General features: G+C 71.0%; 14 protein-coding genes. All 14 read right to left on the reverse strand.

The window, feature by feature from the left end:
- Positions 1 to 2: 2 nt before the first annotated feature.
- Positions 3 to 824 (reverse strand): urease accessory protein UreD, encoded by an 822-nt coding sequence (locus FK268_RS08645; protein WP_146433095.1) that lies wholly within the window; start codon positions 822 to 824, stop codon positions 3 to 5.
- On the reverse strand, positions 821 to 1,432 hold the full coding sequence (ureG, locus tag FK268_RS08650) for an urease accessory protein UreG (RefSeq protein WP_146433097.1): 612 nt from the start codon (positions 1,430 to 1,432) through the stop codon (positions 821 to 823). The genes FK268_RS08645 and ureG overlap by 4 nt, the downstream gene beginning before the upstream one ends.
- Before the next feature lie 12 nt (positions 1,433 to 1,444).
- A complete protein-coding gene (locus tag FK268_RS08655) occupies positions 1,445 to 2,137 on the reverse strand; it encodes an urease accessory protein UreF (RefSeq protein WP_231706987.1) in 693 nt (230 codons plus the stop codon).
- On the reverse strand, positions 2,134 to 2,619 hold the full coding sequence (ureE, locus tag FK268_RS08660) for an urease accessory protein UreE (RefSeq protein WP_146433099.1): 486 nt from the start codon (positions 2,617 to 2,619) through the stop codon (positions 2,134 to 2,136). The genes FK268_RS08655 and ureE overlap by 4 nt, the downstream gene beginning before the upstream one ends.
- Before the next feature lie 10 nt (positions 2,620 to 2,629).
- Complete coding sequence (ureC, locus tag FK268_RS08665; protein WP_146433101.1) at positions 2,630 to 4,357, reverse strand: urease subunit alpha; 1,728 nt, start codon at positions 4,355 to 4,357, stop codon at positions 2,630 to 2,632.
- Complete coding sequence (locus FK268_RS08670) at positions 4,354 to 4,686, reverse strand: urease subunit beta (protein ID WP_146433103.1); 333 nt, start codon at positions 4,684 to 4,686, stop codon at positions 4,354 to 4,356. The genes ureC and FK268_RS08670 overlap by 4 nt, the downstream gene beginning before the upstream one ends.
- A 7-nt stretch (positions 4,687 to 4,693) precedes the next feature.
- The gene (locus FK268_RS08675; protein WP_146433104.1) at positions 4,694 to 4,996 is read right to left on the reverse strand and encodes an urease subunit gamma; all 303 of its coding nucleotides are present in this window, start codon (positions 4,994 to 4,996) and stop codon (positions 4,694 to 4,696) included.
- Between the two features lie 75 nt (positions 4,997 to 5,071).
- Positions 5,072 to 7,291 carry a heavy metal translocating P-type ATPase gene (locus tag FK268_RS08680; protein WP_146433106.1) on the reverse strand — a complete coding sequence of 740 codons (2,220 nt, stop codon included), beginning with the start codon at positions 7,289 to 7,291 and terminating at the stop codon, positions 5,072 to 5,074.
- Positions 7,291 to 7,572: a DUF1490 family protein gene (locus tag FK268_RS08685; protein WP_146433109.1), complete on the reverse strand. Its 282-nt coding sequence runs from the start codon at positions 7,570 to 7,572 to the stop codon at positions 7,291 to 7,293. Before FK268_RS08685 ends, FK268_RS08680 begins: the two co-directional genes overlap by 1 nt.
- A 215-nt stretch (positions 7,573 to 7,787) precedes the next feature.
- Positions 7,788 to 9,434: an allophanate hydrolase gene (gene atzF / locus FK268_RS08690; RefSeq protein WP_146433110.1), complete on the reverse strand. Its 1,647-nt coding sequence runs from the start codon at positions 9,432 to 9,434 to the stop codon at positions 7,788 to 7,790.
- A complete protein-coding gene (locus FK268_RS08695) occupies positions 9,431 to 11,422 on the reverse strand; it encodes a 5-oxoprolinase/urea amidolyase family protein (RefSeq protein ID WP_146433112.1) in 1,992 nt (663 codons plus the stop codon). Before FK268_RS08695 ends, atzF begins: the two co-directional genes overlap by 4 nt.
- Complete coding sequence (locus tag FK268_RS08700) at positions 11,419 to 12,018, reverse strand: urea amidolyase associated protein UAAP2 (RefSeq protein ID WP_146433113.1); 600 nt, start codon at positions 12,016 to 12,018, stop codon at positions 11,419 to 11,421. The genes FK268_RS08695 and FK268_RS08700 overlap by 4 nt, the downstream gene beginning before the upstream one ends.
- A 26-nt stretch (positions 12,019 to 12,044) precedes the next feature.
- On the reverse strand, positions 12,045 to 12,887 hold the full coding sequence (locus tag FK268_RS08705; RefSeq protein WP_146433115.1) for an urea amidolyase associated protein UAAP1: 843 nt from the start codon (positions 12,885 to 12,887) through the stop codon (positions 12,045 to 12,047).
- Position 12,888: 1 nt separating this feature from the next.
- Positions 12,889 to 14,433, reverse strand: coding sequence for an amino acid permease (locus FK268_RS08710; protein WP_146433117.1), 1,545 nt, complete (start codon positions 14,431 to 14,433; stop codon positions 12,889 to 12,891).
- Between the last annotated feature and the right edge of the window lie 93 nt (positions 14,434 to 14,526).

The raw sequence follows: 14,526 nt of genomic DNA on the forward strand, positions 1-14,526 counted from the left end.
CCTCAGTACTTTCGCAGGTTCAGGGGCGCCTGTCCGGTCCATCGCCGGCGCAGCAGTGCGATGATCCCGTCGAACAGGCCGGACAGTTCGGCGGTGTCGTCACCGAGGCACCGGAGGACGAATCCGGGGCCGGCGAGCGCGGTCAGCCCGCTCCGAACGCCGGGCACCGTCGCGGTGACGCCGTGCACCTCGTCGAGCAGGTCCTCATCGATCCTCGGATCGACCGCGGTGAGCGAGCCGACGTGCGTGTGTCCGTCGAGGAAGCCGATCCCCGACGGGTCGGCCCGGCCGGGCTCGATGAGCAGGTTGTCCACCGCGAGCAGGGTGCCGCCGCGATGGATCTCGGTCCGCATCCGCAGCTCGTCGTAGCGGAACAGCGCACCGTCGGGCGACCACCCGGGGGTCACGATCTCCGCCAGGACGAGCGAGGCGGAATCGTCCATCTCGACGATGCAGGTCTGCCGGTACGTGGCCTCGCGGTAGAGGATCAGCGCGTCGGGGACGTACTCGAGGACGCTGTGCGGCCCCAGCTGGATCCGCATGTGCTGCGCGGCGGCGCCGTCGGGCGTCCGGTAGACCTTGGTCGCCGACTGGGTGGTCACCACGGCCCGGGCCTCGGCCTCCAGCTCGATGTCGATCGCGTAGGTGTCGCCGCGCAGGCAGCCGCCTCCGGGGTTCACCACGTGGTAGGTGACCTGTCCGGAATCGTCGAGGTACATGGGGCGCAGGGTCTGCAGGGTGCCCGCGTGCCGCTGTGCCACGGCGACGGTACGCCGCCCCCGCGGCGCGAGGGTCAGGGCCAGTTCGCCGGTGAGTCCACTCACGCGAGGTCGAGCATGAGAACGTCGCGCCGGATCCACTCCAGCACGCCGTCCAGGCCCTCGTCGGTCTTGAGGTTGGTCATGCAGAAGGGTCGGTCGCCGCGGAAGACCTTGGAGTCGGCGGCCATGACGGACAGGTCGGCGCCGACGTACGGCGCGAGGTCGGTCTTGTTGATCACGAATAGATCCGACTTGATCATGCCCTGGCCCGCCTTGCGCGGGATCTCCTCGCCCTGCGCCACATCGATGAGGTAGATCGAGAAGTCCACGAGCTCGGGGCTGAACGTCGCGGAGAGGTTGTCGCCGCCGCTCTCGATGAAGACGATCTGCAGGTCGGGGTGCGCGGTGACGAGGCGGGTGACGGCGGCCTCGTTCATCGAGGTGTCCTCGCGGATGGCCGTGTGCGGGCAGCCGCCGGTCTCGATACCGACGATGCGGTCGCCCGGCAGGACGCTGTTGCGCGCCAGGATCTTCGCGTCCTCGGTGGTGTAGATGTCGTTGGTGATGGCGGCCATCGACACCTCGCCGTCGAGGTGGCGGGTGATGCGCTCCACCAGCTGGGTCTTGCCCGCGCCGACGGGGCCGCCGACGCCGATCCGGATCGTGGTCATGGGATTCTCCTTCTAGCTCATGAACATCCGTGCGCGTTGGCGCCGGTGCCGCATCTGGGCGATCTCCAGACCGGGCGATGCGGCGCCCAGGTCCTGGTCGGTCAGGGTCATCGCGGTGGCGACGGCGTCGGCCACCACCTCGTGCATCGCACGCTGCACCCGCTGTCCCGCGGTCTGCCCGATGGGGATGGCGCGCACGGCGTTCTGCGTCAGCGAGGTGACGGCGGCGAAGAGGTGCGCCTCGATCGCGGCGGCCGGCGGCGCGTCCACCGCGTGGGCGAACAGCGCGAAGGCGACGGCCGGGTGGCCGTGGCAGCGGCCCGCATCCATCTCGGCCAGGTAGTCGGCGAGGAAGGACTCGGGCGTGACGACGGCGCCGACCTCGGCGGTGCGCCGGCCGATGGTGGCCGCGGCGGTGCGGACCTGTTCCGGCAGGGTCAACGCCGCGAGCAAGCGGTCGAGTCGCCACACCGCTGCGAGATCGCCCAGGTGCAGCGCGTCGTAGGCGAGCCGGATCGCGAGCCCGTCGGTGTACGCGAGCTGGCGGGAGACGTAGGCGCGCAGCCACGCCGCGAAGGTGTGCTCGTCGGTGATCGTGTCCTCGGCGAGGTAGGCCTCCATCCCGAAGGAGTGGCTGAACGCCCCCGTCGGGAGAGCGGAATCACTGAGCTGCAGTAGCGGCAGCAGGTATCCGGGCGAGGTCAATGCGTGTGCTCCGCGTGCCGGAAGGGCGTGGGCAGCACCCGGTCCTGGCGATCGAAGGGCACGCCGTGGTGGCGCAGGTAGTCCTCGACGGTGTGGTCGTACTGCACCACCATGACCTCGGCGCCGTATTCGGAGTCGGCGTCGAAGAACTGCGCCTGCAGGTGCCGGTTGCCGAGCCCGTGCGCGGTCCGTCCCATCTCGGTGACGGTCCGCGGGGCGATCACGAGCACGTCGGTCGCGAGCACCTGCACCGCGATGATGTTCTTCTCGTCGCGGTGCAGGATGTCACCGTCGCGCAGGTCCCCGTCGGGGCCCGCGGGGGCGGCGAGCCGCAGCCCGATCTCCCGGTCGTGGTCGGTCCGGACGCGCTGGATCCGCTTGACGAGGTCGGGGCCGGCCAGGGGCACGCGCTCCACGTGCAGTGCCGCGCGGTCGGCGGGGTCGAGCTCGGCGAGGTTGCCGAGAACGGTCTCGATGATCATCTCTCGCCTCTCAGAACAGGAAGTAGCGCTGGGTCATGGGCAGGGACGAGGCCGGTTCGGAGCGGACCGGCGTCCCGTCGACGGCGACGACGTAGGTCTCGGGGTCGACGGTGATGTCGGGCGTCGCGCCGTTGTGCGGCAGGTCCTGTTTGCGCAGCGTGCGGATCCCGCGAACGGGCAGGGTGCGTTTGCGCAGCCCGAGCTCGCCCGCGACACCGGATTCGACTGCCGCGGTGGAGAGGAAGGTGATCGCGGCGTCGTGCACCGCCGACCCCATCGATCCGAACTGCGGCCGCATGGTGCGCGGCTGGGGCGTCGGGATCGACGCGTTGGCGTCGCCCATCAGAGCCGTGGCGATCTGGCCGCCCTTGAGCACCAGGTCGGGTTTGACCCCGAAGAAGGCGGGGTTCCACAGCACGAGATCGGCGAACTTGCCCTCCTCGACGCTGCCGACGTACTCGGCGATGCCCTGCGCGAGAGCCGGATTGATCGTGTACTTCGCGATGTACCGCTTGATCCGGGCGTTGTCGCCACCGTCGGGATCCCCGTCCAGCGGGCCGCGCTGCCGCTTCATCGAATCGGCGAGCTGCCACGTGCGGGTGATCACCTCGCCGACGCGGCCCATGGCCTGGGAGTCGGACGACGTGATGGAGATGATGCCCATGTCGTGGAGCACGCCCTCGGCGGCGATGGTTTCGGGGCGGATCCGGGAGTCGGCGAAGGCCACGTCCTCGGGGATGTCGGCGTTGAGGTGGTGGCACACCATGAGCATGTCGAGGTGCTCGACGATGGTGTTCTGCGTGAAGGGCAGCGTCGGGTTCGTGGACGCGGGCAGCACGTTCGGGTGCCCCGCGATGGCGATGATGTCGGGGGCGTGGCCGCCGCCGGCGCCTTCGGTGTGGAAGGTGTGGATCACGCGGCCGTCGATCGCGGCCACGGTGTCCTCGAGGAAACCGCATTCGTTGAGGGTGTCGGTGTGGATCGCGACCTGCACGTCGTACTCGTCGGCCACGCGCAGCGAGTTGTCGATCGAGGCGGTGGTCGAGCCCCAGTCCTCGTGCACCTTGAGGCCGATAGCGCCCGCGCGGATCTGCTCCGCGAGCGGCTCGGTCGCACCCGCGTGCCCCTTGCCGAGGAGCCCGATGTTCATCGGCACGCCGTCGAGCGCCTGCAGCATGCGCGCGATGTGCCAGGGCCCGGGCGTCACGGTGGTGGCGTTGGTCCCCGCCGCGGGGCCCGTGCCACCGCCGATCATGGTGGTCACGCCGGAGTTGAGAGCGGTATCGATCTGCTGGGCACTGATGAAGTGGATGTGCGTGTCGATGCCGCCGGCGGTCAGGATGCGCCCCTCCCCCGCGATGATCTCGGTGGCCGCGCCGATGGTGATCGTGATGCCGTCCGCGATCTGCGGGTTGCCCGCCTTGCCGATCTGCAGAATGTGGCCGTCGCGGAGCGCCACATCGGCCTTGATGATGCCCGTGTGGTCGATGATCAGGGCGTTGGTGATGACGGTGTCGGGAATCGGCCCGGCATCGTCGGAGCCCTCGCGGGAGAGCACGCCGTTCTCGCCCATCCCGTCCCGGATCACCTTGCCGCCGCCGAAGACGACCTCCTCGCCGTAGACGGTGAAGTCGCGCTCGACGACCGCGAAGAGCTCGGTGTCGGCGAGGCGCACGGCGTCGCCGACGGTGGGGCCGTAGAGATCGGAGTACTCGCGCCGGCTCAGTTCGAAGCTCACTGCGCTCCCCCGTTCCCCACACCGTCGAGCGGACCGTTCACACGGTTCGCCAGGCCGTGGACCTCGCGCGTTCCGGCGAGCGCGACGAGGCGCACCGTCTTGCCATCGCCCGGCTCGAACCGGACGGCGGTCCCGGACGGGATGTCCAGACGGTGCCCGTAGGCCTCGGCGCGGTCGAAGTCCAGGGCGCGGTTGACCTCGGCGAAGTGGAAGTGCGAGCCCACCTGAATGGGGCGGTCGCCGGTGTTGACGACGCGCACGGTGCGCGTGGACCAGCCGTCGTTGCACAGGACCGGCGCGGACGCGAGGCGGAGTTCTCCGGGGATCATGGCGCGCCTACCGAATCGGGTGGTGGACGGTGACGAGCTTGGTGCCGTCGGGAAACGTTGCTTCGACCTGCACGTCGTGGATCATCTCGGGCACGCCCTCCATGACGTCGTCGCGGGTGAGGACGGTGGCGCCGTAGGCCATCAGGTCGGCGACGCTGCGGCCGTCCCGGGCCCCCTCGACGAGCTCGTAGGTGATGATCGCGACGGCTTCGGGATGGTTCAACTTCAGCCCACGGGCCTGGCGCCGCCGCGCCAGGTCTGCGGCGACCACTATGAGCAGTTTGTCCTGCTCTCGAGGCAAGAGGTGCATGAGAATTCACTCAAATCCTTTGGCCCCGTGGCCGTCAAGCCAGATCGTCAGGCGCAACAGGCTGGAAACACGAAGTTAACTTCCACCGCTCGCTGCGCCCTGCCCCAGCGCGGCCCGGGATCCCGACGACTGCCGGGCGGGGTCGCCGAGCCGGTATCGGATCAGCCTGGAGCTGTTGAGCACGACGGCGACGGAAGAGGCGTTGTGCAGGATCGCGGCCAGGACGGGCGAGAGCGCGCCGCCGGCACCGACGAGCAGGCCGACCGAGTTGACCGCGATCGACATCCCGTAGTTCTGCCTGATCACGTCCACGGCCCGCCGACCGAGATCCACGACGTCGAGAACGTTGCGCAGGTCATCGCCGGCGAGCGCCACGTCGGCGGTCTCGACCGCCACATCGGTCCCTGCGAGGCCCATCGCGATCCCCACGTCCGCCGCCGCGAGCGCGGGCGCGTCGTTGACGCCGTCGCCGACCATCGCGACCACGTGGCCCTCGTCCTGCAGCGACCGGACTTCTGCCAGCTTGTCCTCGGGCATCACTTCCGCGCGCCATCGCGTGATGCCCAGCTCGGCGGCGATGGCGGCCGCCGTCGCGGGATGGTCACCCGTCAGCATGACGACGGTGTCGATACCCGCAGCCGCCACGGCGGCCAGGGTCTCGGCGGCCTCGGCGCGCACCTCATCGCGCAGGCTGACGAGCCCGGTGAGGGCACCGTCCACCGCGAGCAGCAGCGGTGTCTCGCACTCGCCGCGGAGCCGGTCGACCCACCGCGCGGCATCGGCGGCCACGGCCACGCCGTGCTGATCCAGGAGAGCGGGGCTCCCCAGCAGGAGCACGCGACCGTCCTCGGCCTGAGTCCGCATGCCGAGGCCGACGATGACCTCGCACTCCGCGTGACTGGGAATCTCGATGTGCCGCTCCTCGGTGGAGCGGATGACCGCCTCCGCCAGCGGGTGCCGGGAGTGGATCTCGGAGCTGGCCGCGTGCGCGAGCACCTGCTCCGGCGTCCAGTCGTCGCGGAACGAGACGACGTTGGTCACCACCGGTCTCCCCGTGGTCAGCGTGCCGGTCTTGTCGAACACCACCGCCGTGACCGATCCCGCCGCCTCGAGGTGCGAGCCGCCCTTGATGAGGATGCCGCGCCGAGCACCGTTGCCGATCGCACCGCTGATCGCCGTGGGCGTCGAGAGGCCCACGGCGCAGGGGCATGCGATGAGCAGCATCGTCATCGCGCGCCGCAGGTCCCGGGTCAGGAGGAGGGTGAGCCCGGACAGGAGGAACGACCCGGGGACGAAGCGCCGGGAGAAGTTGTCCCCGACGGTCTGGATCGGCGCCCGGTCCCGCTCGGCCTCCTCGACCCGCTCGATGATGCGGCCGATGGCGGTGTCGGCTCCCACGGCCGTGGCGCGCACCACGAGGCGCCCCGAGACGACCACCGCTCCGGCGTGCACCGTCGCGCCCGGTTCGATCGTGACGGGGAGCGTCTCCCCGGTCAGCGCAGCCTGGTCGACGACGGCGAGCCCGTCGACAACGACGCCGTCCACCGGTACCGCCACGTGATCGTGCACGATGACGACGTCGCCGACGTCGAGCGCGTCGATCGGCACCTGCACCTCGGCCCCGTCCGAGAGCCGCAGCCAGGCGGAATCGGTGTTGCCGCGCAGCAGGTCCGAGATCGCACGCCGAGTGCGGCGCAGGGTGAGGTCCTGGAGGAACTCGCCGATGTTGAGGAGCCACAGCACCGTCAGCGCGACGACGTTCTCGCGCAGGAGGAGGCTCGCGATCGTGGCGGCCGAGACGAGCGCGTCCGTGCCGGCGCGTCCACCGCGCAACGACCGCAGGGCGCCACGCAGGAACGGATAGCCGGTGAAGACGGTGATCGCGGTCGCCGCGGTCCGCGTGCCGGGTCCGAGCAGCGGCGGTCGACGGAAGGCGTAACGGCGGAGCCCGAGGAGCACGAGCGCCGCAGCGCCGAGACCCATCCGGAGCACGTCCCCATTGGTCACATCGGCCGAGTGCGGCGCGTGCCGGGCGACGAGGGAGGCGTCGGCGGCGAGCCCCTCCGCAGCGGCCTCGGCGATGCGGGCGGGATCGACGTCGCTGCGATGCCAGACCACGAGGGACCCCGTGTGGCTGTATGCGTGCGCCGCGCGGACCCCGGGGATCGCCAGCACCGCGTCCTCGACCGCGATGCGGCGCTGCGGTGTCGCTCCGACGAGATCATCGAGCACCCAACGCAGCCGGCCGGCGGCCTGCGAGACCACACGGCCCGCCGGCTCCGACAGCACGGTCATCAGTGGTCGTGGTCGTGCGCGGCGCCGGTCGCCGGGGGGATCGACTCCTCGCCGACCCGCTCCTTGGCCTCCGCCAGGATGTCCGCGGCGTTCAGCCGCACGTTCTCGGCGACCTCCTCGGCCTTGCGGCTGCCCTTGAGTCCCAGCGCTGTCGCCGCGACCGCACCTTCACGCAGCGGCGCCTTGGCGAGCGCCTTCTTGGTCGCCTCGTACGCCGCGGCGCCGACGAGGCCGGTCACGAGCGCGGAGCCCGCCTTGAGGAGTACCGCCTGAACCGCCATCGGATCGTCCCTTCATCGGGCGGCGTACGCCACCTATCGAACATCATTTCCAACAGCGTACCGCGCGAGGCGGTATCGACGGAACGTTACGCACAACACCATGGGCCGACGGGCCGGCCGCATCTGATCGCACCGAAATCCTGCGGACGATCAGAAGGCGCACAGGGTGCAGAACTCGCCGCGGCATGACGTCGTTGCTGAGCAGTCGATCCCGATCACCAGTCGAGCCAGTGACCTACGTCGAGGTCGCGGGCGGACGCCAGAGCCGAGGACTGGCAGCTGAATCCGACCACGGTCCGGCCGTCGTCGAGGGCGACGGACCCGAGGGTCATCGGGGCGGGTAGCCGCGTGAGGAACGTCCCCAGCGCCGCGGGTGCGAGCCGCCAGAGCTCGCCGCGGATGCTGCGGCCTCGGGTGGCGTCGTGGACCAGGCCCGGCTTGGGCGGCGTCGTCGCCAGCTCCACCAGTCGGTACTCGTCGGCGGTCCGGATCTCCCCCGCCCAGTACGCACCGAGCGAGGTCAGCTCGTGCTCGAGCGGCTGACCGCGCAGGTGCGCCCCGAAGACCGCCAGGTCCACGGCACCCGCGAGGCCGAGATTCCACGGCGCCACGGGCGGCGCGCCGGTGATCCGCGCTGCGAGATCGAGCGCGACCCCGTCGTGCCCGGCGGGCGCGAGCACCGTGACCCCGAACTGGGCGCCGTCGGCGGTCTGGCCCGCTGGGACCGCGACCCCGCACAGATCGAGGAGGTTGCAGAAGTTGGTGTAGGTCCCCATCTGCGAGTTGACCCCGACGGGGTCCGCGGCCACCTCGGCGAGCGTCGGGTGCCGCGGTGCGGTGGGCACCATCAGGCCGGCGAAGTCCTCGAAGAGCGCCGCGGCCCGCGCGGCGATGGCGCGCAGCTCCGCCTGGTCGGAGGCCAGACGGTGCGCCGGCACGTCGCCCGCAGCGCGCACGATGCCGGCCACCGTCGGGTCGAGCCCCGCGTCGTCACCTGCGGAGGTGACGAACTCCCCCACCGCGCTGTACCTCTCGGCGACGAGGGCGCCGTCGTAGAGGAGCCTCGCGGCGGCGAGCAGCTCCGAGATGTCCACGGGCTTCACGCGCAGGCCTGCGGCCTCGGCGCGGGCGACGGCACCGTCGAAGGCCTCGCGCCAGGCGGCGGGTAGGGCCGGTAGCTCGGCCGGGATCGCGAGAGCCGCGTCGGGCGCGGCGGCGAACGGGGTGTCGGCGGCCCATCGGCGCGTGCCGGTCGTGCTCATGACCGCCATGGTGCGGCCCGCCGTGACGAGATCGCGGGCGAAGACCGTGACGCAGTCGTACGACGCACACGCGGGCACAACCCCGTCGGTGCTGACGGTGCCGATCGTGGGCTTGATGCCGACGATGCCCTGCAGCCCGGCCGGGACGCGACCGGAGCCGGCGGTGTCGGTGCCGATCGCGATGTCCGCGTAGTCGAGGGCGACGGCGACCGCCGAACCGGAGCTCGATCCCCCGGAGATGTGGTCCGGCCGTCGGGAATCCCGGACGGCGCCGTAGGGGCTGCGGCTGCCGACCAGGCCGGTGGCGAACTGGTCGAGGTTCGTCTTCCCGATCACGACCGCGCCGGCGGCGCGCAGGGCGGCGACGGCGGCGGCATCCGCCGCGGGGCGGTACGCGAATCCCGGACAGGCGGCGGTGGTCGGGAGGCCGGCCACGTCGACGTTGTCCTTGACCGCCAGGACGATGCCCGCGAGCGGACCGCCCGCAGCCAGGGATTGCGCGTACTCGGCGGCGACATCGGCCTCCGGCCGCAGGGCGAGGAAGACCTCGGACCGATCGTCGGCGGCGATGCGCCGGAAGATGTCGGCGATGCGGGTCATGCTGCGCTCCTCGTGAACTCGCCGGCGGCGGCCCAGCGGCCGCGCTCCTCGTCGCGGGCGATCTCCATCGCGGACCGCACTCGCGCGATGTCGTCGGCCTCGCGCGCCAGGAATGCCCGATGGGCGGAGAGGGAGAAGGACCCGGGCGTGATGCTCACCGAGCCGCGGCCGGCGGCGGTGTCGGCGCGCAGGTCCGCGAGTTCCTCGGTGCTGACGGGATACCAGCTGATCCGGTCGAAATGCCGTAGCAGCCAGGGATGCTCGGGCTCGAAACCGCCGGCGGATAGGGGATGCCGATGGTTCCACACCTGCGTGGTGCGACCGACGAACTGATAGCCGCCGGGGCCCTCCATGCCGTAGATGCAGAGGTAGGCACCGCCGATGCCGACGGCGTTCTCCGGTGTCCAGGTGCGTGCGGGGTTGTACTTGGTGGTCACCAGCCGGTGACGCGGATCGAGCGGGACCGCCACGGGCGCACCGAGATAGACGTCGCCGAGGCCGAGCACGAGGTACGAGGCGTCGAAGACGATCCGCTGCACGTCCTCGACCGAGCCCAGGCCGTTCATGCGGCGGATGAACTCGATGTTCCAGGGGCACCACGGTGCGTCGCCTCGGACGCCGAGGACGTAGCGCTCGATGGCCTCGCGGGTGCTGGGGTCGTCCCAGGAGAGCGGCAGGGAGACGGTGCGGCTGGGGACGATCATGTCGTCGGCTGCGGGGAGCTGCGACTCCGCCTCGCGGATCCAGTCGAGCGCCCCCGGTTGGCTCAGCGCGGTCGGGTCGAACTTCACCTGCAGGCTGCGGACACCGGCGGTGAGGTCGATCAGGCCACGCGGCGATTCCGCGCGGAGCCGTTGCTCCAACGCGTGGACGCGGGCACGCGACTCCAGGTCGAGCGTCATGGCGCCGTATTCGACGAGGATGTTGTCGTCACCCGATCGGCGGTAGGTGATGGTGGTCTCGCCGTCCGCGGTGGTCGACCGCGCGAGCACCCCGTCGTCGGAGTCTCCCCCGGCGGACAGCACGACGGGAAGGTTCGCTCGGCGCGCGGTGCCGAAGGCGCCGGGTGACGCGGCGGCGGCGGCGCGCACGGGGACGAAACGCACGGCGTCGCCGGGCCTGAGCTGTCCCAGCTTCCAGCGGTCCGCGGTGGTGACCGTCACGGGGCAGACGAAGCCGCCGAGGCTGGGGCCGTCGGGGCCGAGCAGGATCGGGGTGTCGCCGGTGAAGTCCAGAGCGCCCACGGAGTAGGCGTTGTCGTGGATGTTCGACGGGTGCAGGCCGGCCTCGCCTCCATCGGGACGCGCCCATTCGGGCTTGGGTCCGATGAGCCGGACGCCGGTGCGATCGGAGTTGAAGTGCACCTCGTAGGCGGTGTCGTACAGGGTCGCGATGTCAGCGTCGGTGAAGTACTCGGGGGCGGAATGCGGCCCGACGGTGACCGCGAGCTGCCACCGGGTGGTGAACGCGGGAACCTCGTCGTCGAGGATGCGGCGCGGGGCGGCCTTCGGTTCCGGGCCGAGCGGCAGTTCGTCGCCGGCGGTGAGGGTCCGGCCGTCGTGGCCACCGAACTTGCCCAGCGTGAACGTCGCCGCGCTCCCCAGATACTCGGGCACCACCACGCCGCCACGGACGGCGAGGTAGACGCGCATGCCGAGCGATCCGGTGGCGCCGATGGCGAGCTGCTGCCCGGGGAGGAGTTCGACGGGAACCCAGGTGGGGACGGGCGTCCCGTCGACGGTCACCGTGACGGGCGCGCCCGTGACCGCGACCGTGGTGGCCTCGTCGGCGGTGACGGCGAGGCCACCGAGGGTGCACTCGAAACCCGGAGCGCCCTCGTCGTTGCCGACGGCCAGGTTGGCGAGGCGGAACGAAAGATCGTCCATCGGGCCGGACGGCGGGACCCCGATCGACCAGTAGCCGGCACGGCCGGGCCAGTCCTGCACGGTGGTCATCGGGCCGGGGCGGACGACAGTGAGGGTGGTCATGCGGCGGCCTCCGAGATCTCGAGCTCGACGGCGGTGGGGTCGAAGCCGTTGCAGGGGTTGTTGATCTGCGGGCAGTTGGAGATCAGCACCAGGGTGTCGATCTCGGCGCGCAGCACCACTTTCTTCCCCGGCGCGGAGAGGCCGTCGACGATGCCTAATGTGCCGTCGGGGTCGACGGGGACGTACATGTAGAAGTTGACGTTGCCCACCAGGTCGCGCTTGCCGAGGCCGTGCCGGCTGCCCTCGATGAGGAAGTTCTCGACGCAGGCGTGCTGGTGTTTGGTGTGGTGGCCGTAGCGGAGCGTGTTGGACTCCTGTGAGCAGGCGCCGCCGAGGGTGTCGTGGTGGCCGACCTCGTCGTCGACGATGGTCATCATGGGGCGCGACTCCTGATCGCGGATAACAGTTCCGGCACCCAGGAAGATGCTGCCCTGGCCGAGGATCGTCTGCTGGGCGCTGTAGCGGATGGTGTGGTCGTGCGCGCCGTAGAAGAGGGTGTCGACAGCCTGGTTGCCGTACAGGTCGGTCATGGTGAGGGTGTGGCCGGCGGGGACGATGCCCGACCAGGGTGCCCGCGGGGTGACGGTGGCGATCATGGGAGCTCCTTCTGGGGACTGCGCGGTCAGTGCGCCGCGTGGTGGGCGTCTTCGGAATTGGCGACGGCGCGGCGGTATTCGGGGTCGGTGTCCGGATCGGCGACGAGCGAGGCCAGGTCGTCGTCGGCGCGCCAGGCCAGCACTTCGAGGAGGCCGGTGTCGAAGGTCGGCGACGGGTCGAGCGGGTGGGCGGTGTTCGCGACGGCGACGACGCACGGCAGGTGCAGCACCAGCTCCACGGCCTTCCCCGCCCCCGCACTGCCGGTGGAGGCGAGGGCACCGTCGGCCCCGACGGTCACGCCGTGGAAGAAGGAGACGGGCGGGGCGACGTCGGTGGGCGTGAGACCGTGCTTGGCCGCGGCGAGGACGAGCAGCTCGCGGCCGGCGGGGCTGTCGGAGTGCGCCTCCCCCGCGCCGTACTTGGCGGTGTTGCTGGCGAGCGTGGTGGCGCCGCAGAGGGCGTCGTGGTGGCCGGAATCGTCGGCCACGACGGTGGCGAGCACGCGCCCCTGGTCGGAGAGGAGCGGGTGCCCCGCGCCGAGGTGGGCCTGCCACGGCACCTTGACGGTGTCGGCGAGGTTGAGTCGTTCCCAGGGGGCGTCGGCGCGCCAGAGCAGGACGTTCGCGCACGCCGTGCCGGCGGTGTCGGTCAGCCGGATGCGGGTGCCACGAGCGAGGACCTTGGTGGTGTACCGACCGCCGGGGACTGTCTCCGCCCAGGTGAGGGCGTCAGCGGGCACGCCGGCGGGCGGGTCGGGCCAGGCGGTGGCGGGCACCGTCGGCATGCCCTCGACGCGGGTGTCGGCCTGGGCGCGGGCGTGGTCGCGGGCGCCCTGGGTGGTGGCGGTGGTCTCGGCGATGGCGGTCACGTCAGATGCCTTTCGTGGCGGGGATGGTCGGGAGGACTGCGGTGACGGGGCGCGGGTGCTCACGGCGCGGGAAGCAGGCGATGCCCGCGAGGACGACGACCGCGATGGTGATCGGGCCGGCCCACTGCAGCAGCGGGGATTGGCCGGTGGGGTCGTAGATCTCGGCGCGCGGCCAGGCGAGGTTGATCACCATGGCCCCGCCGTAGAGGACGGCGGCGGCGTTGATCGGCACGCCCCAGCGGCCCAGGGTCAAGACGGGCTTCCCCTCGGAGTCGCGGACGGTGGCGCCGTGCGGCCATCCGCGGAGCCGCTGGTAGAGCATCGGCACCGTCACGGACAGGTAGGCGAGGTAGATGAGCACGATGCACACGCTGGCGAGGGTCGCGAAGATCGCGGGGTTGCCCACGTTCACCAGCAGGACGGCGACGCAGAGGATTCCGATGAGCACTGCGGGCGCGACGGGTGCCTGGGTGCGCGGGTTGACGCGGGAGAGCCGCTCCCAGAACGGGAGCCGGTGGTCGCGGGCCATGGAGAAGATGAGGCGGCTGCACGCGGTCTGGATGGCGAGCGTGCAGATGAACACGGCCACGGCCACGTCGACCAGGAGGACCTTGCCCCAGAACGAACCGAGGACGGACTGGAGCACGGAGGGCAGGCCGCCGGCGGCGAGCTCCTCCCCCAGCGTCGGCGCCGCCATGAGAGCGGTGATCAGCATGAGCCCGCCGCCGACCGCCGAGGCGGTGAGGGCGAATCGGATGGTGCGCGGCGCGACCCGGCGGGGGTTGACGGTCTCCTCGGCGAGCTCGCCCGCCGAGCCGAAGCCGACCATGACGTACGCCGCCATGAGACCGGAGACGATGAAAGCCCCGAGGTAGCCGCCCGAGCCGGTGGTGGTGACGTGCGAGGTGTCGAAGACGACCTGCGGCCCGCGCTGGGCGTGCATCGCGAGAGCGCCGATGACGGCGACCACGCCGACGAGTTCGCACGTGACGCCGATCGCGTTGATGCGGCTCATCCAGTGAACGCCGATGCAATTGATGGTGGTGGTGACGATCAGCAGCACGGTGCCGAGCAGGACCGCGTTGGCCGCACCGCTCGAGCTCGTGAGGGACGGGTCGTCGCCGATGATCTGGAAGCCCGACCACACGGTGGGCAGGACCACCTGCAGCGCGATCGCGGCCGCCGCGGCGGTGACGATCTGCGCGAGGATCATGAACCAGCCGCCGAACCAGCCGATCACCTCGCCGCCGAGGCGACGCGACCACTGGTAGATCGCACCGGAGATCGGGTAGCGGGCGGCCATCTCGGCGAAGCACAGGGCCACGAGGAACTGACCGAGATAGACGAGGGGCCAGGTCCAGAAGAAGGCGGCTCCGCCGAGCGAGTAGCCGAGGCCGAACAGCTGGAAAATGGTGGTGAGGATGGACACGAACGAGAATCCGGCGGCGAACGACGCGAACGTCCCGAGCGAGCGGCGCAACTGCGGCTGGTAGCCGAGCTGGGCCAGATCATCCGAATCATGGTGTCGGGGTTGGGTGGTTGTCATGGGCGGCTTCCCGGTCGGAACTCTATCTGTCACTTGATAGAAAACCGTTCTCCGGGGTCAGACGGATTGCCCCGCTGTAAGGACTGGGAAAAC

It is taken from the genome of Tsukamurella sputi, assembly GCF_007858445.1.
Classification (GTDB): Bacteria; Actinomycetota; Actinomycetes; order Mycobacteriales; family Mycobacteriaceae; genus Tsukamurella; species Tsukamurella sputi.